The sequence below is a fragment of the Sphingomonas longa genome (assembly GCF_016892685.1).
Taxonomy (GTDB): domain Bacteria; phylum Pseudomonadota; class Alphaproteobacteria; order Sphingomonadales; family Sphingomonadaceae; genus Sphingomonas; species Sphingomonas longa.
Map to the genome: position 1 here is coordinate 79,208 of NZ_JAFEMC010000006.1, position 20,396 is coordinate 99,603.

21 protein-coding genes and 4 pseudogenes are annotated in these 20,396 nt (G+C 67.1%); 13 read left to right on the forward strand and 12 right to left on the reverse strand.

Annotation, left to right across the window (positions count from 1 at the left end):
- Positions 1-3 precede the first annotated feature (3 nt).
- Together fliE and ILT43_RS17260 are read right to left on the reverse strand one after the other, a co-directional pair.
- Positions 4-315 (reverse strand): flagellar hook-basal body complex protein FliE, encoded by a 312-nt coding sequence (gene fliE, locus ILT43_RS17255; RefSeq protein ID WP_239475013.1) that lies wholly within the window; start codon positions 313-315, stop codon positions 4-6.
- Between the two features lie 41 nt (positions 316-356).
- On the reverse strand, positions 357-1,658 hold the full coding sequence (locus ILT43_RS17260) for a sigma-54 interaction domain-containing protein (protein WP_204200228.1): 1,302 nt from the start codon (positions 1,656-1,658) through the stop codon (positions 357-359).
- 292 nt (positions 1,659-1,950) lie between these two features.
- Here ILT43_RS17260 and ILT43_RS19925 point away from each other — a divergent pair.
- Together ILT43_RS19925 and ILT43_RS19930 are read left to right on the forward strand one after the other, a co-directional pair.
- Positions 1,951-2,358, forward strand: a pseudogene (locus ILT43_RS19925) (flagellin N-terminal helical domain-containing protein); the annotation flags it as partial.
- A gap of 678 nt (positions 2,359-3,036) precedes the next feature.
- A pseudogene (locus ILT43_RS19930) lies at positions 3,037-3,306 on the forward strand (flagellin); the annotation flags it as partial.
- 198 nt (positions 3,307-3,504) lie between these two features.
- Here ILT43_RS19930 and ILT43_RS19935 read toward each other — a convergent pair.
- The 10 genes and pseudogenes from ILT43_RS19935 to ILT43_RS17310 form a co-directional block, all read right to left on the reverse strand.
- A pseudogene (locus ILT43_RS19935) lies at positions 3,505-3,612 on the reverse strand (PEPxxWA-CTERM sorting domain-containing protein); the annotation flags it as partial.
- A gap of 87 nt (positions 3,613-3,699) precedes the next feature.
- Positions 3,700-4,698: pseudogene (locus ILT43_RS17270) on the reverse strand (NF038122 family metalloprotease); the annotation flags it as partial.
- A gap of 152 nt (positions 4,699-4,850) precedes the next feature.
- Entirely contained in the window at positions 4,851-5,624 is a 774-nt protein-coding gene (locus ILT43_RS17275) for a sigma-70 family RNA polymerase sigma factor (RefSeq protein ID WP_204200231.1), read from the reverse strand.
- On the reverse strand, positions 5,621-7,696 hold the full coding sequence (flhA, locus tag ILT43_RS17280; RefSeq protein ID WP_204200232.1) for a flagellar biosynthesis protein FlhA: 2,076 nt from the start codon (positions 7,694-7,696) through the stop codon (positions 5,621-5,623). The genes ILT43_RS17275 and flhA overlap by 4 nt, the downstream gene beginning before the upstream one ends.
- A 1-nt stretch (position 7,697) precedes the next feature.
- Positions 7,698-8,522, reverse strand: coding sequence for a transglycosylase SLT domain-containing protein (locus tag ILT43_RS17285; protein ID WP_204200233.1), 825 nt, complete (start codon positions 8,520-8,522; stop codon positions 7,698-7,700).
- A gap of 215 nt (positions 8,523-8,737) precedes the next feature.
- A complete protein-coding gene (locus ILT43_RS17290) occupies positions 8,738-9,049 on the reverse strand; it encodes a hypothetical protein (protein ID WP_204200234.1) in 312 nt (103 codons plus the stop codon).
- On the reverse strand, positions 9,036-9,332 hold the full coding sequence (gene flgM, locus ILT43_RS17295; protein ID WP_204200235.1) for a flagellar biosynthesis anti-sigma factor FlgM: 297 nt from the start codon (positions 9,330-9,332) through the stop codon (positions 9,036-9,038). Before flgM ends, ILT43_RS17290 begins: the two co-directional genes overlap by 14 nt.
- A gap of 70 nt (positions 9,333-9,402) precedes the next feature.
- On the reverse strand, positions 9,403-9,915 hold the full coding sequence (locus tag ILT43_RS17300; RefSeq protein WP_204200236.1) for a flagella basal body P-ring formation protein FlgA: 513 nt from the start codon (positions 9,913-9,915) through the stop codon (positions 9,403-9,405).
- Positions 9,912-10,412, reverse strand: a complete 501-nt coding sequence (locus tag ILT43_RS17305) for a hypothetical protein (RefSeq protein WP_204200237.1) — start codon at positions 10,410-10,412, stop codon at positions 9,912-9,914. The genes ILT43_RS17300 and ILT43_RS17305 overlap by 4 nt, the downstream gene beginning before the upstream one ends.
- Entirely contained in the window at positions 10,409-11,056 is a 648-nt protein-coding gene (locus ILT43_RS17310; protein WP_204200238.1) for a motility protein A, read from the reverse strand. Before ILT43_RS17310 ends, ILT43_RS17305 begins: the two co-directional genes overlap by 4 nt.
- A 417-nt stretch (positions 11,057-11,473) precedes the next feature.
- On the opposite strand from ILT43_RS17310, the gene ILT43_RS17315 reads away from it, so the two are divergent.
- From ILT43_RS17315 to ILT43_RS17365, 11 genes are all read left to right on the forward strand, one after another.
- Positions 11,474-11,821 (forward strand): flagellar basal body rod protein FlgB, encoded by a 348-nt coding sequence (locus ILT43_RS17315; RefSeq protein WP_204200239.1) that lies wholly within the window; start codon positions 11,474-11,476, stop codon positions 11,819-11,821.
- Positions 11,818-12,243: a flagellar basal body rod protein FlgC gene (gene flgC / locus ILT43_RS17320; RefSeq protein ID WP_204200240.1), complete on the forward strand. Its 426-nt coding sequence runs from the start codon at positions 11,818-11,820 to the stop codon at positions 12,241-12,243. Before ILT43_RS17315 ends, flgC begins: the two co-directional genes overlap by 4 nt.
- A 4-nt stretch (positions 12,244-12,247) precedes the next feature.
- Positions 12,248-12,934, forward strand: a complete 687-nt coding sequence (locus tag ILT43_RS17325; RefSeq protein ID WP_204200241.1) for a flagellar hook assembly protein FlgD — start codon at positions 12,248-12,250, stop codon at positions 12,932-12,934.
- 56 nt (positions 12,935-12,990) lie between these two features.
- The gene (locus ILT43_RS17330; RefSeq protein ID WP_204200242.1) at positions 12,991-14,298 is read left to right on the forward strand and encodes a flagellar hook protein FlgE; all 1,308 of its coding nucleotides are present in this window, start codon (positions 12,991-12,993) and stop codon (positions 14,296-14,298) included.
- Between the two features lie 26 nt (positions 14,299-14,324).
- Positions 14,325-15,074, forward strand: a complete 750-nt coding sequence (locus ILT43_RS17335) for a flagellar basal body rod protein FlgF (protein ID WP_204200243.1) — start codon at positions 14,325-14,327, stop codon at positions 15,072-15,074.
- Between the two features lie 12 nt (positions 15,075-15,086).
- Entirely contained in the window at positions 15,087-15,875 is a 789-nt protein-coding gene (flgG, locus tag ILT43_RS17340) for a flagellar basal-body rod protein FlgG (protein ID WP_204200244.1), read from the forward strand.
- A gap of 47 nt (positions 15,876-15,922) precedes the next feature.
- A complete protein-coding gene (locus ILT43_RS17345) occupies positions 15,923-16,618 on the forward strand; it encodes a flagellar basal body L-ring protein FlgH (RefSeq protein WP_343283981.1) in 696 nt (231 codons plus the stop codon).
- A 68-nt stretch (positions 16,619-16,686) separates the two neighbouring features.
- Complete coding sequence (locus ILT43_RS17350) at positions 16,687-17,793, forward strand: flagellar basal body P-ring protein FlgI (protein ID WP_211534586.1); 1,107 nt, start codon at positions 16,687-16,689, stop codon at positions 17,791-17,793.
- Positions 17,790-18,116, forward strand: a complete 327-nt coding sequence (locus ILT43_RS17355) for a rod-binding protein (RefSeq protein WP_204200247.1) — start codon at positions 17,790-17,792, stop codon at positions 18,114-18,116. Before ILT43_RS17350 ends, ILT43_RS17355 begins: the two co-directional genes overlap by 4 nt.
- Before the next feature lie 9 nt (positions 18,117-18,125).
- Positions 18,126-19,463 carry a flagellar hook-associated protein FlgK gene (gene flgK, locus ILT43_RS17360; protein WP_204200248.1) on the forward strand — a complete coding sequence of 446 codons (1,338 nt, stop codon included), beginning with the start codon at positions 18,126-18,128 and terminating at the stop codon, positions 19,461-19,463.
- 5 nt (positions 19,464-19,468) lie between these two features.
- A complete protein-coding gene (locus ILT43_RS17365; protein WP_204200249.1) occupies positions 19,469-20,362 on the forward strand; it encodes a flagellin N-terminal helical domain-containing protein in 894 nt (297 codons plus the stop codon).
- The last annotated feature ends 34 nt before the right edge of the window (positions 20,363-20,396 follow it).

The following is a 20,396-nucleotide window of genomic DNA, read 5'->3' on the forward strand; positions in this document are numbered from 1 at the left end:
GGCTTAGACCGGCATGCTCATGATGTCCTTGTAGGCGGACAGCAGTTTGTTTCGGACCTGCAGCGTGGCTTCGAAGCCGACGCTGGCCTGCTGGCGGGCGAGCATCACCTTGGCGATGTCGACCGTCTCGCCGCGCTCGTAGCTTTCGGAGAGCTTGGCGGCCTCGTTCTGGCTGTCGTTGACGCTCTTCAGCGCACCTTCCAGCGTGTCGGCGAAGCTGGTCGGCTTCGCCTCCGTCGCGGCAGTGGGAGCCGGCGCGGCGCTGGCGCGGGCGAGCGCCTGATTGCGTTCGAGGATCTGGGCGCGAAGCTGCATCACGCGGTCGATGCCGCCGACACCGCCGACTGGACCGACGCTCACGAGTTGGCCACCCGGGCGAGATCCTCACCCTGTTCGCGCGCCTTGGCGAGGCGATAGCGCAGCGTCCGTTCGGAAATGCCGAGCCGCTTCGCCGTCTCGATCCTGCTGCCGCCGCACGCCTTCAGCGTCTCGCGGATCGCCGCGAACTCGCTCATCTGCACGACGTTGCCCAAGGTGGAGGGTGACGTCGCCTCGACCGGAGCCGCCGCCTGCACGGGGGCGGACGCGGGCTGGAAGGTGAAGGCGACGCGGCGGTCGAACACGATATGCTCGGCCTCGATCGTGGCACCGCCGGCGAAGAGCAGCGCGCGCTGGATCACATTCTCCAGCTCGCGGACATTGCCTGGCCAGTCGTGCTGGACCAGCGCCTCGATCGCGCGGTGCGTCGGCCACGGCACCACGGCGCGGGTGCCGGCATGGCGCAGGATCATCGTCGCGGCGAGCGCCGGGATATCCTGCGGCCGGTCGGCGAGCGAGCGCGTCGTCAGCGGGAAGACGGCGAGGCGGTAATAGAGATCGGCGCGGAAGCGGCCTGCGGCGACTTCGGACTGGAGGTCGCGGTTGGCGCAGGCGACGACGCGCACGTCGATCGGCTGCGGCACGGAGGCGCCGATCGGCACCACCTCGCGCTCCTGCAACACGCGCAGCAGCTTCGCCTGAAGCGACAGCGGCATCTCCGCGATCTCGTCGAGCAGGATCGTGCCGCCCTCCGCCGCGCGGAAAAAGCCCTCGCCACCCGAAGACGCGCCGGTGAACGCGCCCTTCTGGTGACCGAACAGCAACGCTTCCAGCATCGATTCGGGCAGGGCTGCGCAGTTGATCGCAATGAAGGGCTTGGCGGCGCGGGTCGATCCCATATGGATCGCGCGTGCCAGCACTTCCTTGCCGGTGCCGGTGGGGCCGTTGATGAGGACGGTGATGTCCGCCTGCGCCACCCGTTCGGCCAGCGCGAACAGCGCCAGCGTCTCCGGATCGGCGGCGGTCGGCATCTCCGGCCCGCCGACCAGCGCGCGGACCATCGCGGAACCCACCGCGGCATCGTTGGCGTCGAAGGTCACGCGGTGCGGCGCACCGTCGCGACCCGGCACCACGGACGGACCTTCGCCCGGTGTCGGCTCGGCGAGGATCACGGTGCGCGCGGGAGCCGGAGCGGCCTCCCCGGCGCAGACCATGAACAGGTCGCCCGGCAAGGGCTGGCCGGTTTCGAACGAGCCGATACCGAGCCCCTGCGCGCGCAACGACGACAGCAGCGCGTAGCGGGTCTGGGTGACGGCGGCAGACGGAAAAATCGAACGCAAGGCTGAATACCCCCTGGAATGCTGAAGCTTTGCGCCCGGTTCGGTAAACGCGGAGTAAACACCTTGCCGGGGGCGGCAGATATTTTCCGGGCGCGCGCGAGCGTGTCGTACGCGGGGTTCATCCTACGGGCGCGGACACACCCGTGAGGGTGCCGATCCGCCGCCGAAAGCTATTTCGCGACCGCTCATTTTTTCCGCTTAAGTCGCGGCCTTCCCTGTCGTTCCTTGCTGTGACGGCTCGGCCCTCCGCTCTGGGGGCGGCGGGGAAGCCGTAGACCAACGGAGACAGATGATGACCGTTATCGCGACCAACACCTCGGCAATGCGCGCTGCCAACGCTTCGATGAGCGCGTCCTCCGCGCTGTCGACGGCAATGGAGCGCCTCTCGACCGGCAAGCGTATCAATTCGGCCAAGGACGACGCCGCCGGCCTGGCGATCTCGAACCGCATGGCGAGCCAGGCGCGCAGCATGGCGATGGCCGTCCGCAACGCCAACGACGGCATGAGCCTGGCGCAGACCGCGGAAGGCGCGCTCGGCGAGGTCACCTCGATGTTGCAGCGTATGAAGGAACTGGCCACCCAGTCGGCCACCGGCACACTGCGCGACTCGGATCGCACCGCCCTGCAGGCCGAGATGTCGCAGCTGACCAGCGAAATCGCCAATGTCAGCAAGACCACCACCTTCAACGGTGTCAAGCTGCTCGACGGCAGCGCCAGCACGATCAAGCTCCAGACCGGCATCAACTCCGGCGAGACGATCGACATGAAGATGGTCAAGGCGACCAGCGCCGACCTCGGTCTTCAGGCGCAGGTGACGAGCACAGTCGTGACCGCTGCCCTGGGTGCAGGCGATTTGCAGATCAACGGCGGCGCCGACATCATCGCAGCGTCGGCCAACGCCAGCTTGGTCGCCACGGCGGTCAATGCACAGAGCAGCACGACCCGCGTCTCGGCGACGGCAGAAAACTCGATGACCGTCGCCGTTGGTGCGGTCGCCAGCTCCGGCGCGCTGACGATCAACGGCCTGTCCGTTACGCTCAGCCCGGCCGAAAGCAACGCAGAGGCGTTGGCCGCCAAGATCAATCAGGTGTCGGGCTCGGGTGGCAACATCGTCGCCAGCACCGAGAGCGGTCGACTGAAGCTGACCGCCAAGGACGGCACCAACATCACGCTCGGCGGCACGACCACCGGCCTGTCCGATGCCAAGGGCATCGACAATGCCAGCTTGGCCTCGGTCACGACGGCGGCGGTCGGTCGCGTCACCCTGACGGCGGAGCCGGGCGCGGCGCTGAACATCACCGGCACGGGCACGGCCGATGCGGGCCTGACAGTCGGCAGCACGTCGGCGGTGTCGATTGGTAGCCAGACCGGAGCCTCGGCAGCGATGGCGGTGATCGATGCGGCGCTTGACAAAATCTCCGCCGGTCGCGGCGATCTGGGTGCGGTGCAGAACCGCCTTCAGTCGACGGTCAACAACCTGACCACCACGTCGACCAACCTGATGGATGCCAAGAGCCGGATTGAGGACGCGGACTTCTCCGCCGAATCGACCGCCCTCGCCAAGGCGCAGATCCTCAGCCAGGCTTCGACCGCGATGCTCGCCCAGGCGAACCAGTCGCAGCAGTCCGTGCTGAAGCTGCTCCAGTAATCCGAACGGTCGGATCGATCCCGGCGCCAGCCCCCCAAGCCTGACAGGGCGCCGGCATCGGCCCTATTCGCCGCCTCCCCAGGCATTGGCGATAGGGCGAAGAAAACCCCGACGGTCGCGAGACCGCCGGGGTTTTCCGTTTTCGACTCTCCGTTTAGGAGCGCGACGCGCGACCCACCGGGCCGCGCATGCGTTCGGTCAGGCGAAGCTGACGGTCGTCTTCACCGCGCGGCGACGGCGGAGAGCGCCACCGACCAGCCCGAAGCCGCCGATCATCATCGCCCACGTCGCGGGCTCCGGCACGGCGAGGTTGCCGCCGACCGACTGGATGAAGCCGGTCGAGAAATAGGCATCCCTGTTCCTCAGCACGTCGAGACGAACGTCCCAGCCCATCGCGTCATAGGCGGCGAGATCGAGCGCCTCGACGGCACCCATCTGGCCGCGGCCGAGCGTCGGATCGAGCAGGCCGAGGATTTCGGGCGATGGCGGCGTGTCGAGCCAATGCGACGCCTGCTGGCCGTTGCCGTTGGCGCGACCAGTGGAGAAGTACGAGTTGGCGTCGTAGATCGTCTGGCCGCGATCGAGCGAGAAATACGGATTGCCGCCGATCGCCCAGTCCAGCACGCCCGCCGATGCGCTCTGCTCGCTGTAGCGGAACAGGTCCCAGATCGACATGATCGCGAAACCGTTCAGGTTGCCGCCGAAACCCGTGTTGCCGTCATAGACGTCGACGCCCGACCGAAAGCCGAGCGCGTGGCCGATCTCGTGGATCGCGACGGCCAGGAAGTCGAAGCTGCCGGCAGTGATGCCGTCGCTGGCGTTGAAGTCGAAGGCGAAGCTGGACGAGAAGCTGACCGAGCCATCGATCTGGTTCGGGTTGTTCGCGGCGTATGTCGGCGTCAGGCCGAGCGCCTTCATCAGCGAAGTGTTGGCCGACAGCGCCGAATTGTTGGCGCTGGCATCGTTGTCGATGACGCGGGTCAACGGCAGTTGCACGCCGTTGCCGTTCGCATTCGGGCCGGAGATGACCGCATCGACGGCCACGCCGCCGACGAAGTTGCTGCTGCGGGTGTTGGGCAGCAACGTCTGCATGTCGAGCGCGGTGGTGCGCGAGCGGTCGAGCGCGCGGAGCACGTCGCCGGTATAGGCGACGTTCGTCGTGCTGCCGGTGGAACCCAGAATGCCCGGCCCGAGCGCGCTGAAGCCGACGTTGAGGTTCACGCTGCTGTTGTTGCGAAGCACGCTTTCCCAGAAGTTCGCCGCGGTGCGGAAGCCGTTATAGGCAGCCGTGCCCTGCTCGACTCCGCCCGTGTTGAACAGGTTGATCGTAATAGCCGATGCCGGCTGCGCGACGACGAGCGCCGCGACCGCGGCGAGTGCGTACTTCTTCATGGTCTTTAAACCCCCGTTATGCGGGGCCGTTCTCCGGCCCGCGATACGAAGGTTAAAGCAAGGTTAATCTTGTTCGTAAAGGCCTAGTCCCGTTTCGGAACGACCTGAGGTAAAAAAGTAACAGCGGTTTCATGTTGTGCCGCAACAATCGTTTAGCTGCGTCCCATCGCCTTTTTCAGCCTTGCGTGTGCCGCCGCCTTGATCTGGCAGACCCGCGCTGCGCCGACGCCCAGCACCTGCCCGATTTCCTCCAGGTTGAGTTCCTCGATATAGTAGAGCTGGATCACCTGCGCCTCGCGCTCCGGCAGGGCGGTGATCGCTGCGATCAGCCGCGTGCGCACCTCGCCTTCGGCCAGCTGCTCGAACGCGTCGGGGCCGTTATCGGCGAACCAGGGCAGGTCGTCGGCATAGACTTCGTCGATTGAGTCGAATCGGACCGCTTCCGCCGTGGCATAGTCGGTGCGCAGCCGCTCGACCGTCACGTCCAGCTTCATCGCGAGCGTCGCCTCGTCCGGCGCGCGGCCGGTGGCGCGGGTCAGCTCCGCGACCGCGTTGCTATAGAGCCGCCTCCGCTTCATCGCGCCGCGCGTGGTGGTCGCCTGACGCCGCAGTTCGTCGATCATCGCGCCGCGTACGCGCGTGACGCAATATTGCTTGAACGTGACCTGCCCGCGATCCTCGAACCCGGCCGCCGCCTCGACCAGCGCGACGAGGCCGACCTGCACCAGATCCTCGACCTCGACGATCGTCGACATCGATCCGTGCACATGCCACGCCAGCCTGCGCACCAGCGGCAGATGCTGCCGCACCAGTGCGTCGCGGTCGGTGGCGCGCTGGCCGGGGCGATAGGTGAGGGGGGCCGCGACCGGGCCGGCCATCAGCGGGCTGGCATCGGCGAACGCATGGCGCATCGGTTCGGCGCTCATGCGGCCAGCGCCTGCGGCTGATGCGCGCCGCCGATGATCGCGACGACCTCCACGGCCTTCTCCTCGGGCACTTCGAAGAACGACAGCACCGGCGTGTCGGGAAGACAGGTCTTGACCAGCTTGCGCACGGCGATGCGGATCGTGGGCTGAACGACGAGGGCGAAGGGCTTGGCCTCCGCCAGCAGCGGCTGTGCCGCCATCTGCAGCGCCTCGACGATACGCCGGCCGAGATCGGGTTCGATGACGTGGCGACGGGCGGTATCCGCGCGCATCGCCTGTCCCAGCAGACCTTCCAATTGTCCCTCCAGCGTCATGACGCGCAGCGGCTCGCGGACGCCGCACAGTTTCTGGATGATGAGCGGGCCGAGTGCGGGGCGGATCGCCTCCATCAGCTCCTCCGGATCGTGGGTGCGCTGCGCGGCGGTGGCGAGCGCGGCGGCGATGCGGCGGAATTCCTTGAGCGAGATGTTCTCGGCCAGCAGTCCCTTCAGGACCGCGGTCAGCGTCGTCAGCGGCAGCGGGGCGGGGCAGAGCGACGCCACCAGCTGGCCGGCGCGATCCTTCAGCCCGTCGAGCAGCGACTGGACCTCGTCCGGCCCCAGCAGCTCGGACGCATGCACGCCCAGCACGTGGTTCAGATGCGTCGCCATGACGGTGCCGGGATCGACCACCAGATAGCCCGCGCCGGTCGCCGCATCGGCGTCACCGGACGCGATCCAGGTGGCGTCGAGGCCGAAGGTCGGGTCCTTGGTCGCCTTGCCGGACAGCGAGCCGAAGGCCTGACCGGTGTCGAGCGCCAGCATCTCGTCGGGCGACACCTGATCCTCGCCGACGCAGACGCCGTTGACCATGATGCGATAGGTGTATGGGGCGAGATTGATGTCGTCGCGCACCCGGCATTGCGGCACGACGAAGCCCAACTCCTTCGACAATTGCCGGCGGACGCCGGTGATCCGGCCCATCAGCGGCGCACCGCGACGCTCGTCCACCAGCGGCACGAGGCCGTAGCCGATGTCGAGATTGACCTGCATCGCGTCGGTGACCTCGTCCCATGCGATCTTCGATGGATCGGGCGTTTCCTCGGCGATAGGGGCGGGGACGAAGGCGGGGCGGGCGGCGATCTGGCGCAGCTTCCACGCGGCGAAACCGGCGATACCGGCAGCGGTCAGGATGATGAGGTGCGGCATTCCCGGCAGCAGGCCGAGCAGGCCCAGGATGACCGCGACGGGGGTCCAGGTGCGGGGCGACCCGAACTGGCCGCCGATCTGGCCGGCGAGATCCTTGTCGGACGACACGCGGGTCACGATCGCGGCGGCGGCGATCGACAGCATCAACGACGGCAACTGCGCGACCAGCGCGTCGCCGATGGCGAGCAGGATATAGCCTTTGGCGGCGTCGGCGATCGACATGCCGTGGCTGACCGGCCCGAGGATCAGGCCGCCGACGACGTTCGCCGCCAGGATCAGCATCGCGGCGACGGCGTCGCCCTTCACGAACTTGGACGAACCGTCCATCGAACCGTAGAAATCGGCTTCGGTCGAGACTTCGACGCGGCGCGCCTTGGCTTCATCGGGCGTGATGAGGCCGGCGTTCAGGTCGGCGTCGATCGCCATCTGCTTGCCGGGCAACGCATCTAGGGTGAAGCGCGCGCTGACCTCGGACACGCGGCCCGCGCCCTTGGTCACGACGATCAGGTTGATGATCATCAGGATCGCGAACACGAAGATGCCGACGACATAGTCGCCGCCGATCAGGAACGTGCCGAACGCCTCGATGACGTGGCCCGCCGCGCTCTCGCCCTCATGCCCGTGGACCAGCACGATGCGGGTCGAGGCGACGTTGAGGCCGAGGCGGAACAGCGTCGCGAACAGCAGCACGGTCGGGAAGGACGAAAAGTCGAGCGGCTTCTGCGCGTTCAGCGCGACCATCAGCACCGCAAGGCTGATCGCGATGTTGGCGATGAAGAACACGTCGAGCAGCGGCGCCGGGATCGGCACCACCATGACCACGACCAGCAGCAGGATCGCGAGCGGCAGCGCCGTCCCGCGGGCATTGGCGAGCAATTTGCCCATCTCAGTTCCCCATCCGGCTGAGCATCATGTACGCCAGCCGCGCGGTATCGGGCGTGGGGCGCAGGACGCTGTTCGTCGCGCCCTCCAGCTTCCCCTGCGCCCACGACAGCGCATCGGCGGCGCTTTCGTTGTTGCCGGTGACGACGGTGGCGTCGCCCATGTTCAGTGCCTGTGCGGCGAAGGTCAGGTTGGCGTTGCGCGTCTCGTCGACGGTGTCGGACGCTGCGCCCAGCTTGGTGGCGAAGCGCTGATACACCTGCTCCAGCGAGCGCGGGCTGCCGTTGCTGGCGTAGAAGACGCTGCGGTTGGCGCGCGCGGCGGACGGGAACAGCGCCGCGGCGCTGGCGTCCGGATTGCGCTCCCGCGCCGACAGGAACTTGGTCGCGCCGCCGATCCCCAGAAAATGCGCCATGTACAGGTCGGTGCCGGTCGCGGACCGGCCCAGCGAACCCTCGATCGCGTCCTTGTTGTCGGCGGCGTGCTCGGCGGCCATCAGGCTGGCGGCGGCTGGATCGTTGCGCAGGTTCAGGATCGCCTGACGTGCACCCGGCGCGACCGTGTAGCGGCCCGACGCGGTCTGACCGATCGAGTTCGCGGCCCAGCCCATGCCGTGTTCCGCGCCGTGCTTCTTGACGATGCCTAGCCAGCTCGATTCGATGAACTGGTACAGGCCGGACGCGGAGGAGGTGCCCGAGCGGGCATTGGCGTTGAAGCCGCTTTCCAGCTTGGCCTGCCCCATCAGGTAATCGAAATCGACGCCGGTCGTACTCGACGCCTGCGCGATGGCCGACTGGATGCGGCTCGTGTTGATGGGACTGACGGTCACGGTTGCTGGATCACCTCTGTTCGAAGTGCATCACAGCAAGGGGCGTGCCAGTTTGTTGCTAACCGGAACCCAAGGCTCATCCGTCACCGCAGCGAAAGCTGAGGTCTCCTGTCTTTGGAGGTCAGATCAGGGATGGAGCCGCTTAACCCCAGCTTTCGCCGGGGTGGCGGGGAAGGGCGGGTGACGGCGCTGGCGAGCAGTGCGCGCCCACCGCCTTACGCGTAGGCGTTCACCATCGGCCGGTGACCGGCAAAGCTGTCGCCGGTCAAGGTTTGCAGGCGGCGGCGAGTATTTGCCGCCATAAGGTTCACATAGATCCGGCACGTCTCGTTCAGCCGGTTCGCCTCATCGGCCAGCGCACGCAGCTCGGGCGCGGCGGGGCCGGTGCCGGCAACGGCGATCGCCTCGATCCCGGCCAGCTTGTCGGCGGTGGCGCGTTCAAGACCGCGGACATCGTTGGACTTCAGCGCGGCGATCTCCGCATGCAGGGCGTCAATTACCCGAATCAGAGCATCACGCCTTTGCATTCGAGTTCCACTCCAGCTTCAACGCGATGAGGCGGTCGGCGATGGTCGACGGCAGCAAGGGAAACTTGCCGGTCGCGATCGCCTTCTTGATCTCGGCCACACGCTCGGTGTTCACCGGCGGCGAGGTCGCCATCGACTTCGTCAGCGTGGCCGAGGCGACGGCTGCCGTATCGATCGCAGAGGATGTCTGGACCGCGGGTTCGGTCGCGGCCTTCGCCGCCTGCACGGGTGCGCTCGGCGCGATCCGCGCTATGCTCCCTGTCTTGATTCCGATTGAGTCCATGACGTCCGCACCTTCCGGTTCTCGCTGACATCGGGGAAAACGACCGTTCGCGGCAAGGCTTTAGCGTTTTTTATTCGGTCCATCCGGGCAGCGTCGCGCGACCCGACGCAAGCGCCATTGCCTGGACCGGTGCCTTGCCATCGTCGACTCGCACCATGAAACGGGCGCCCGGCGCGGCGTCGGCCATCGCCACGCCTTCGCGGCTGATCGCGAATCCGTTCGATCCCGCCTCGATCACGACCGGATCGCCGCGTCGGATCACCGGATCGACCTTGGCGGGACGGGTGATCGCCGCCGTGGCGGTGGGCGGCGGTGCGGCGACGAGGCCCGGTGGCGTGCGCACCGGCACGAACAGGCGCCAATCGGGGCCGGAACAGGCGACAACGACCGCGTCGTGGGCCGCCGTACGCCACGACAACGCGACGGTGGGGCAGGTCTGGAGCCGTAACCTCGGGTCGATGCCCGCACGTGCGCCGCCTTCGTCGCCGATGCCGCGGCCGGTGAAGGCGGCGACGGCCCGGTCGAGGGCGGCAACGTTCTGGAAGGACGGCGTCGCGGCGGCGAGCAGCAAGACAGCGATCATGGCTTCTTTTCCTGGCGGTCACCCGTGAAGGCGAGGGTAACGGTGACGCCGCGCGCGCGTGCGCTGGCGGTGGACACGGTGATACGCCGTGGCGCGAGCGGAGCGAGGATCGCCGCGACGGCGCGTGCGCGGTCGGCGGCCAGGAGCGAGGCCGAGCCAGTCGCGGCATCGACATCGTTCGCGGTGCCGTCGGTCGCGCCGGTCACGGTCAGCGATACGCGCGGATCGGCCAGCACGCCACGCGCCCAGGCACTGATCGCGGCACCGCCGTCCGGCACGACCGCCGATCCGGGCGCGAAGCCCATCACGCCCTCGGCTGCGACCGGCAGCACCGGCTCATCCGCCGCGAAGCCTGCACGCAGCGAGTGCGCCAGCGCGCTCGGCTGAGCGCGGGTCGCCTGGATCAGCACGAAGAAGCCGACCAGCAGCAGTGCCAGATCGGCCAGCGTCACCAGCCACAGGGGACGGGGCGCGGCGGTATCGGGCCAGTCGTTCATGCGGCGCTCCTCAACTGATGCACGGGTGTCTCGCGCGCCGCGAGGGCGACGAGCGGCGCCTCGATCCGCAGGCGCTCGGACGCTTCACGGCGACCGGCGGCGCGCAGACGGCCCGCGACCGGTGCGAGCACGAGGTTGGCGAGGACCGCCCCGTAGAGCGTGGCGAGCAGCGCGACGGCCATGCCGCCGCCGATCGCCGATACGTCGTCGATCGATGCGAACATCCTGGCGAGGCCGACCAGCGTGCCGATCATGCCCATCGCCGGGGCGACTTCGGCCGCGGCCGCCCAGACATCGGCGGCGACGACATGGCGTTCGATGCGGGTGCGGCGCGCGTCGCGGATCAGGATTTCGACTTCGGTCGCTGGCGCGCCGTCGACGATCGCGGCGATGCCGGCGGCCAGATCGCGGTCGGTGATGACGGTGCGGTCGAGCGCGACGACGCCGCACCGCTGCGCGATGCGCGCAAGCGCGCCGATCTGGAGCAGCAGCGGCTCGGCCGAGAACCGGCGGCGCGGCAAGACGCGAAGGGCGTGGAGTGCACGGGCGAGATCGGCTGCCGGCGTGCGCAGGATCACGGCGGCTAGCGTGCCGCCGCCGACAATCGCCATCGCCGCCGGGTCGATGAAGGTGGAAACATCCATGCGGGTCGTGAATGCAAGGGGTGTGCCGGTTTATGGCGGCTCGGTTGAAAGGACCCAAGCCTCGCTCGCCCATCGTCACCCCGCAACACCATCGGCTGCTTACCCATCACTCCGCCACCCCATCGGAAGCTGGCGTCTCCCCCGTTTTATTTCCAGACCGCGCCGCACAAGCCGGTCGAGACCCCCAGCGTTCGCTGGAGTGACGGATGAGGCGTGGGTTAAACCTCCTGCGCCTCGGTTTCCCCGCTTCGCCGGCGATCTCCAGCGCACCTCCCGGCAAGGCGGTTGCCGGCGGCCGGCAACATCCTGCCGCGCGCCTTGCCGATCGCCGGCAAATCACGCCGCCACAAGCGTTTTCCGAAAACTGGCACGGCGGTTGCTTATGGTCGGTTGCGCCATCGGGGCGTGACGGAGGCCATGATGGCAGGCGACAGTCTTTTCGGGGTGCACGGTGCGGCGCTGGAGGTGCGTGCCAAGCGCATGGGCGTACTCGCATCGAACATCGCGAATGCGTCGACGCCGGGCTTCAAGGCGCGCGACATCGATTTCCAGGCGGCGCTGAAGTCCGCCGAGGGCAGCAACGATCGCGGCATCGACGCCGCGACCCAATACCGCGTGCCGACGCAGACCTCGATGGACGGCAACACTGTCGAGCTCAACAACGAGCAGACGGCCTTCGCCGAGAACGCGGTCCAGTATCAGACGACGCTGTCGTTCCTGAATGGTCGCATCGGCCAGATCACCCGCGCGCTGAAGGGCGAATGATGTCGCAGGTCAACGGAAACGGCCCGCTCTCCATCTTCCAGGTCGCCGGCCGCGCCATGAGCGCGCAGCTGGTGCGGATGAACACCACCGCGTCCAACCTCGCCAATGCCGGCAACTCAGCATCGACGGCGGAGGCGGCCTACAAGACCATGAAGCCGGTGTTCCGCACCAGTTTCGACGCCGCCAGCGGCATGTCCACGGTGGATGTCGAGAAGGTCGTCACCGCCGGCGAAGCGCCGACGCAACGCTACGATCCGTCCAACCCGATGGCGGACAAGGACGGCAACGTGTTCGACGCCGCCGTCGACGAAACCCGCGAGCTGGTCGACATGATGGAGACCGCGCGTGGCTACCAGAACAACATCGAGGTGATGAACACGGCCAAGAGCCTCATCATCGACACCCTCAAGCTGGGACGCTGATATCATGGCCCTCGACACCAATTATGCGATCCAGCCTGGCATCGACGCCTATTCCGCCAAGATGGCGTCGAAGGTGTCGACTGCGGGCACCAAATCATCGCTCGACCAGACGGATTTCCTCAAGCTGATGACGGCGCAGCTGAACAACCAGGACCCGTTCAGCCCCGTCGACAACACGCAGATGGTCGCGCAGATGGCGCAGTTCTCGTCGGTTGCGGGCATCAGCGAGATGAACGCGACGATGAAGGCGATCTCGACCAAGCTCGGCTCGACCAGCGCGACCGACGCGATGAGCTTCGTGGGCAAGACCGTGCTGACCCAAGGCGATACCGCCTACGAGCGTCAATCGGGCGGTATCACCGGCGCGGTCGAACTGGACAAGCCGGCGACCGACGTTCTCGTGACGATAGCCGACGCCAACGGCAGTGTCGTCAAGACGCTGCAACTCGGCGCGCAGCCCGCGGGCAGCACCACCTACGACTGGAACGGCAAGGACGACGCCGGCAACGCGATCGAAGGCGGCCCGTACAAGGTCACGGTAGATGCCGCGAACGGCGGCACCACCGTCACCGCGCGCGGTCTGGTCTGGGCACCGGTCCAGTCCGTGTCCGTGCCCGCCGGCGGCGAACCCACGCTCAACATCACCGGCCTCGGCCAGGTGCCGACCTCCGCGATCCGCTCGATCGCCTGATTTCCCCGCGCGATCCGCCCCCGATCGCCTGACCCCTTTCACGCAGGAGCTACCCAATGTCCTTCTACACCGCGCTTTCCGGCCTCCAGGCGTCGCAGACCGACATGGCGACGATCAGCCACAATCTGGCGAACGTCGCGACGACCGGTTTCAAGAGGAGCCGCACCGAATTCGCCGACGTCATCGCGTCGAGCGTGTCGACCGATCCGCGCAAGATGGTCGGTTCCGGCGTGGTCGTGAAGGGCAACACGCAGCAATTCAAGGAGGGCAACCTCCAGACGACGTCGAACGCGCTCGATCTGGCGCTGGTCGGCGAAGGCTTCTTCATCATGAAGTCGACCGGCACCAGCGACTCCGTCAACTATACGCGCAACGGCAGCTTCTCGGTCGATTCGAACAACAACGTCGTCGATGCGCAGGGCAGCTATCTGATGGTGTACCCGGTCGACAGCGACGGCAACGTCACCGCGACCGGCAATGACGGCCTGACCAACCTGCAGATCCAGCAGACCAGCGGTACGCCCAAGGCGACCGGCGTCGTGTCGTATCCGGTGCAGGTGTCGTCCACCTCGACGCTGAAGGGCAACACCGCGAACTACCAGTTCGATCGCGCCGATACGTCGACCTACAACAACTCGGTCGCGACCCGCGTGTACGACGCGAACGGCAATCCGCAGACGATGACCAGCTATTACGTCCGCACCAAGGAGGGTACCGCCGCCGATCCGGCCGCGCAGCCGCCGGTCGAGGCGACGACGGGTGAGTGGGACGTCTATACCTTCATCGGCGACCAGCGCATGACGACGGGCAGCCCCGCAGTCGACAAGGTGACGATGGTGTTCGACGACAAGGGCGCGTTGAAGACGCCGACCGCCGCCGTGACGTTCAATGCGTTCGTTCCGACGTCGGGCGCCGCATCGCAGACGGTGTCGCTGAACCTCTCGGGTTCGACGCAGCTGTCGAGCGCCTTCTCGGTCGGCACCAAGAAGCAGGACGGCATCGCGGTCGGCCAGCTCGCCGGCGTCACGGTGACCGACTCGGGCCTGATCCGCGCCAGCTTCTCGAACGGCGACATCGTGCCGCTCGGCAAGGTCGCGCTGGCGAAGTTCTCGACCCCCACCGGCCTGCGCCAGATCGGTACCGCCTATTGGGAAGCGACCGGCGTGTCCGGTGAGGCGTCGCTGGGTTCGGCGAGTGCGGACGGCTTCGGCAAGCTGATGTCGGGCACGATCGAGGGTTCGAACGTCGACATCACCGAGGAACTGGTCAACCTGATCGCGGCACAGCGCAATTTCCAGGCGAACGCCAAGGCGCTGGATACCGCCAGCCAGGTTTCGCAGACCATCTTCAACATCCGCAGCTGATCTGACGCGGGGCGCGGAGGTACAGGATGGACAAGCTCGTCTATACCGCGGCGACGGCGCTTCGGGCGCATATGTCGTCGCAGGCGGCGATCGCCAACAATATGGCGAACGTCTCGACCACCGGCTTCCGCGCCGACCGCGTCGTGTTCGATCGCATCGAGCTGAAGGGCGGCGGCACCCAGATCGAGGCGCGTGCGCCGACGTCGGAGGAGGTGACCGACGCCGATCGCTCGCCGGGCGTCATCAGCCGCACCGGCCGTGCGCTCGACGTGGCGATGGCCGGCGACTCGTGGATGGCGGTGCAGGCGTCGGACGGATCGGAAGCCTATACCCGTCGTGGCGACCTGACGATCGCGCCGTCGGGCGTACTCCAGACCGGCGACGGCTTTCTGGTGATGGGCCAGTCCGGCCCGATCACCTTGCCGCCGGCCAATTCGGTGACGATCGGCGGCGACGGCACGATCTCGATCGTGGCGCAGGGCGATGCGACGGGCACGCCCCAGATCGTCGACCGGCTGAAGCTGGCGTCGACCAAGGGCACCGACACCGTCAAGGGTCTCGACAACCTGCTGCGCGTGCGCGGCGGCGGCACCCTGCCGGCCGATCTCGACGCCAAGGTGGAGGGCGGGGCACTGGAAGGCAGCAACGTCAACATGACGCAGGCGCTGATCGACATGATCGAGAACCAGCGCGCCTACGAAGTGTCCGCCAACATGATGAAGTCCGCCAAGGACATGGATGAAAGCGGTGCATCGCTGATGCGCCTGCCGTCTTAAGGGAGAAATCGCATGACCTACGCCGCCATGCACATCGCACGTACCGGGCTCGACGCTCAGGATACGCGCATGCGGGTCATCTCGAACAACCTCGCCAACGTCAACACGACGGGGTTCAAGCGCGATCGCGCTTCGTTCGAGACGCTGTCCTATCAGGTCGTGACCGCGCCCGGCGCGCAATCGACCGGCGAGACGCGCTACGCGACCGGCCTGAACCTCGGCACCGGCGTGAAGGTGCAGGGCACCGCGCGGATCGAGACGCAGGGGTCGATGCAGCAGACGACCAACAGCCTCGACATGGCGATCGACGGCGACGGGTACTTCCAGGTGCAGTTACCGGGCGGTGGCCTGGGCTATACGCGCGCCGGCAATTTCTCGCGCTCGCCGGAGGGGCAGATCATCACCAGCGAAGGCTATCAGGTGATGCCCGGCATCACCATTCCGGCCAACGCCACGACGATCACGATCGGCAACGACGGCACCGTGTCCGCAACGATCCCGGGTCAGGCGGAGGCGTCGCAGCTCGGCCAGATCCAGGTCGCGGGCTTCCCGAATGCCGCCGGCCTGCAATCGACCGGCGACAATTACATGATTGAGACGGCGGCGAGCGGCGCGGCCAATCTCGGCATCGGCGGTCAGGACGGCCGCGGTCGCGTGCGGCAGGGGATGCTGGAGGCATCGAACGTCAACGTCGTCGAGGAACTGGTCGACATGATCGAGACGCAGCGCGCCTACGAGGTCAATTCGAAGATGATCTCCGCGACCGACGACATGCTCAAATACGTCAACCAGAACCTGTGAGGCGTCGCATCGTGACATCCGCCCATCGCACCGTCCGGCTCCAGTGGATCGAGGTCGCGCTTGCCGCGGCGTCGGGCCTGCTGGTGCTCGCCGCCGCCGCTCCGTCGCCCGCGCATGCCGGGCTGTTCGGCAAAAAGAAGCCGGTCGAGGACTTCACCGCGGTCCGCCCTGCGCCGCTGCCTCTGCCGGTTCCGGTTGCCGCGCCTGCCAACGGCGCGATCTTCCAGGTGTCGAGCGGTTATGCCGCCTTGTACGAGGGCTGGCGCGCGCGCCGGGTCGGCGATCCGCTGACGATCGTGCTGGTCGAGCGCACCGCCGCGTCGAAGACGGCTAATTCCAAGCTCGACTCGTCTGGCGGGGCCAGCATCACGCCGCCGGCATCGGGCCTGCTCAACCTGTTCTCGCCGACCGACGCGTCCGCCAGCGGCAATCGCAATTTCAAGGGCGGCGGGTCTGCCGATCAGGCCAATTCGCTGTCGGGCGAAGTCAGCGTCACGGTGGCTGAAGTCTATCCGAACGGCACGATGATGGTGCAGGGGCAGAAGCGCGTCACGCTGAACCGCGGCGACGAATATGTCCGCATCAAGGGCATCGTCCGCTTTGCCGATGTCGATCTCGACAACCGCGTTCCCTCGACCCGCGTCGCCGATGCGCAGATCTCCTATACCGGCAAGGGCGACGTCGCGCGCGCCAGCCGTCAGGGGTGGCTGTCGCGCTTCTTCTCGGTGGTGAGCCCGTTCTGATGCCTTCGCTGCTGCACGGCGGAAAACGTGAACGATTCGGTAACCATCTTGCTGGCAAGACGGTGGCCATGATCCGTCATCTCCTCCTCGCGCTCACGATCCTGATCGCCGCTTCCGCGGGGATCGCTCCCGCGAGCGCCGATCGCATCAAGGATCTGGGCGGGTTCCAGGGCATCCGTTCGAACCAGCTCACCGGCTACGGCGTCGTCGTCGGTCTGCCGGGCACGGGGGACGACAACCTCGAATATACGGTGCAGTCGCTGAAGGCGGCGACCTCGCGCTTCGGGCTGCAATTGCCGCCGACCGTCAACCCGGCGATGAAGAACGCCGCGGTGGTGATGGTCACCGCCGACCTTCCGCCCTTTGCGAAGCCCGGTCAGCGGATCGACATCACCGTCGCATCGATGGGCCGCGCCAAGTCGCTGCGCGGCGGCAGCCTCATCATGATGCCGCTCATGGGCGCGGACGGCCAGATCTACGCAATGGCGCAGGGCAACCTGGCGGTTGGCGGTCTTGGCGCGGAAGGCGCGGACGGATCGAAGATCGTCGTCAACGTCCCCTCGACCGGCCGTATTCCGGAAGGTGCGACGGTCGAGCGCGCAGTCGCGACCGGGTTCGACAGCGCGCCGAATCTGACCTTCAATCTTCAGCGCGCCGATTTCACGACGGCACAGAACGTCGCCGCCGCGATCAACGGTCGCCTCGGCGCCGGCGTCGCGCAGGCGATCGATGCGGTGTCGGTGCAGGTGCGCGCGCCGATGGGCGCGGAGCCGCGCGCAACGCTGATGTCGGCGATCGAGAATCTCGATGTCGTCTCCGCCGAACCTCCTGCCAAGGTCATCGTCAATGCGCGTACCGGCACCGTCGTCATCAGTTCCGCGGTGCGGGTTGGGGCGGCGGCGGTGACGCACGGCAAGTTGACCGTGCGCATCGACGAGAATCAGCGGATCAGCCAGCCGGCGCCGCTGTCGAACGGCCAGACCGCGGTCGAGCAACGTTCCAACGTCTCGGTCGACGAAGAGAAGAAGCCGATGTTCCTGCTGACGCCCGGTCCGAAGCTGGCCGATGTCGTCAAGGCGGTGAACGCGATCGGCGCATCGCCCGCCGACCTCGTCGCGATCCTCGAAGCGCTGAAGGAAGCGGGCGCGCTGAAGGCGGAGTTGATCGTCCTGTGACCGACATCCCGTCCATTGCGTCCGCGACGGCGGCGCCGACCACCGGCATCTCGGTCGACTCGAGCCGGGTGACGAGCAAGGCCAATCTGAAAGAGGCCGGTGACAAATTCGAATCAGTGTTCACCGGCATGATGCTGAAATCGATGCGCCAGGCAAAACTGGCCGACCCACTGTTCGATTCGAAGGCGAGCGACACCTTTCGCGACATGCAGGATCAGCTGACCGTCAAGGACATGGCGCAGCACACGCCGCTCGGCATCGGCAAGGCGATGACGGAGTTTCTGTCGCGCTCTCAACCAGATCTTAATCAGCCCCCCGGATAACGGCCGGTCATGAGCGATCTTCTCTCGATCGGCGCATCCGGCGTCCGTGCGTACCAGAGCGCGCTGACCGTCACTGGCGAGAATATCGCCAATGTCGGATCGGCCGGCTACACGCGTCGCAGCGTGCGGATGACGGAGATCAGCGCCGGGGTCGGCGCGGTTGATCGCAGCGCCGCGAACGGCGTGCTGATGACGGGCATCGTCCGTGCGGGCGACGGCTACGCGCAACTGGCGGTCCGGTCCTCGGGCGCCGACCTCGCCCGCTCGGCGTCTGGCGCGCAGTGGCTCGACCGGATCGAGAAGGCGATGACGGGCAACCAACTCGCCAGTCGCGTCACCAGCTTCTTCAACGCCGCGACCGGTCTGGCGGCCGAGCCCGATTCGGGTGCGCTGCGCACTACGATGCTGAACGCGGGTGGCTCCGCGGCGATCGCGTTCACCGCGACCGGGCAGGCGTTCGACCAGATCGACGCCGATCTCGACACCGCCGGCAATCAGGCGACGACGCAGCTGAACTCGCTCGCCACGTCGCTGGTGCAGATCAACGAAGGCCTCGGCCGGACCCCGCCCGACAGCGCGGCGGCGGCGCAGCTGGCGGACCAGCGCGACCAGATCCTCGACCAGATGAGCACGCTGGCGGATGTCGGCGTCACGCTCGACGCGCTCGGTCGCGCCAGCGTGAAGCTGGGTGGTTCACAGGGTACCGCGTTCGTGGAGAAGAACACGGTCAATGGTCTCGCCTATTCGCGCAACACCGACGGTTCGGTCGGCCTGTCCGTCGTCAACGGCTTCGACCGCCTGACCGTGTCGCTGAACGGCGGCGAATTGGCGGGCATCGTCGACGGTGCCCAGAAATCCGCCGCATCGCGCACGAACCTGAACAACGTCGCCAAAGATCTGGTCGACAAGGTCAACACGACGCAGCTCGCGGGCGAGGACCAGACCGGCACGACCGGCGTGGAGATGTTCAAGGTGGGCACCAAGCCCACGGAGATTTCGCTGAACTTCGACAGCGGCGCGAAGATCGCGGCGGCGAAGGGCGGCCTCGGCAAGCGCGACGCCAGCAATCTCGCCGACCTTCAGAAACTGCGCACGGACAGCGGTTGGGAAGGTCAGCTGACTCAGATCACGACCGACAACGCCAGCGCGCTCGATCAGAAGAACACGATCGTCGCTGCGCAGACCGCGATCCGCGACGGCGCGGTCAGCGCGCTGACCAGCGTGACGGGCGTGAACATGGACAGCGAGGCGGTCGAGCTGATGCGCTTCCAACAGGCCTATTCGGCCTCCAGCCGGGTGATCCAGGTCGCCCGCGACACGCTGCAAACCATCCTGGATATCCGGTGATCGCCATGCAGATATCGACCGCATCCTTCTACGACCTGAATGCTAAGCGCATCTCCGCGATGACGGCGCGCGCGACGCAGCTGCAGACGGAGATCGCGACCGGCAAGAAGGTGCAGGCGCCATCGCAGGACCCCGCCGTGTCGCAGCAGCTGGCGGAGATCGCGCGCAAGGACCAGGATGCGCAAGTCTACGGCAAGAACATGACGCTGGCGGGATCGCTGCTCGATCAGGCGGACGGCGTGCTCGGCCAGATCGGCACGCAGATCCAGCGCGCCCGCGAACTGGTGACCAAGGCCGCGAACGGCACGGAAACGGTCGAGTCGCGCCGGATCATCGGCACCGAACTGGCGTCGATCGTCGACGCGATCGTCGGCCTGGCCAACACCCGCAACGTCCGCGGCCAGCCGCTGTTCGGGACGCCCGACGGCACGCTGGCGGTCACCCGCGATACGGACGGCGTCTTCCAGTACGCGACGACCAACGTGTCCGAAGTGCCGATCGCCGACAACCAGTCGGTGCAGGCCACCGAAAGCGCGAGCCGCATCTTCAAGGGCGCGACCGGCGACACGCTGAACATGCTCGACACGCTGGCCAAGGCGCTGACCGCGGGCGACCCCAACGGAACATCGGCACGCGCCGCGCTCGACGAGATTCAGGTCGCCGGCGACCGGGTCGATGTCGTGCAGGCGTCGGTCGGCGCGCGGTCTGCCCGCGTCGAGCTTCAGCAGTCGTTGCAGACGACGACTGGCACGGACCGCAGCGAACTCCGCTCGAAGCTGGAGGATACCGACGTTCCGGCGGCGTATATCGAAATGCAGCAGCTGATGACGGCGTTGCAGGCGACGCAGCAGAGCTTCAGCAAGCTGTCGCAGCTGTCATTGTTCGATTATCTACGCTGAGTTACTAGGCCGGTAACCGAATGGCGACGACTTT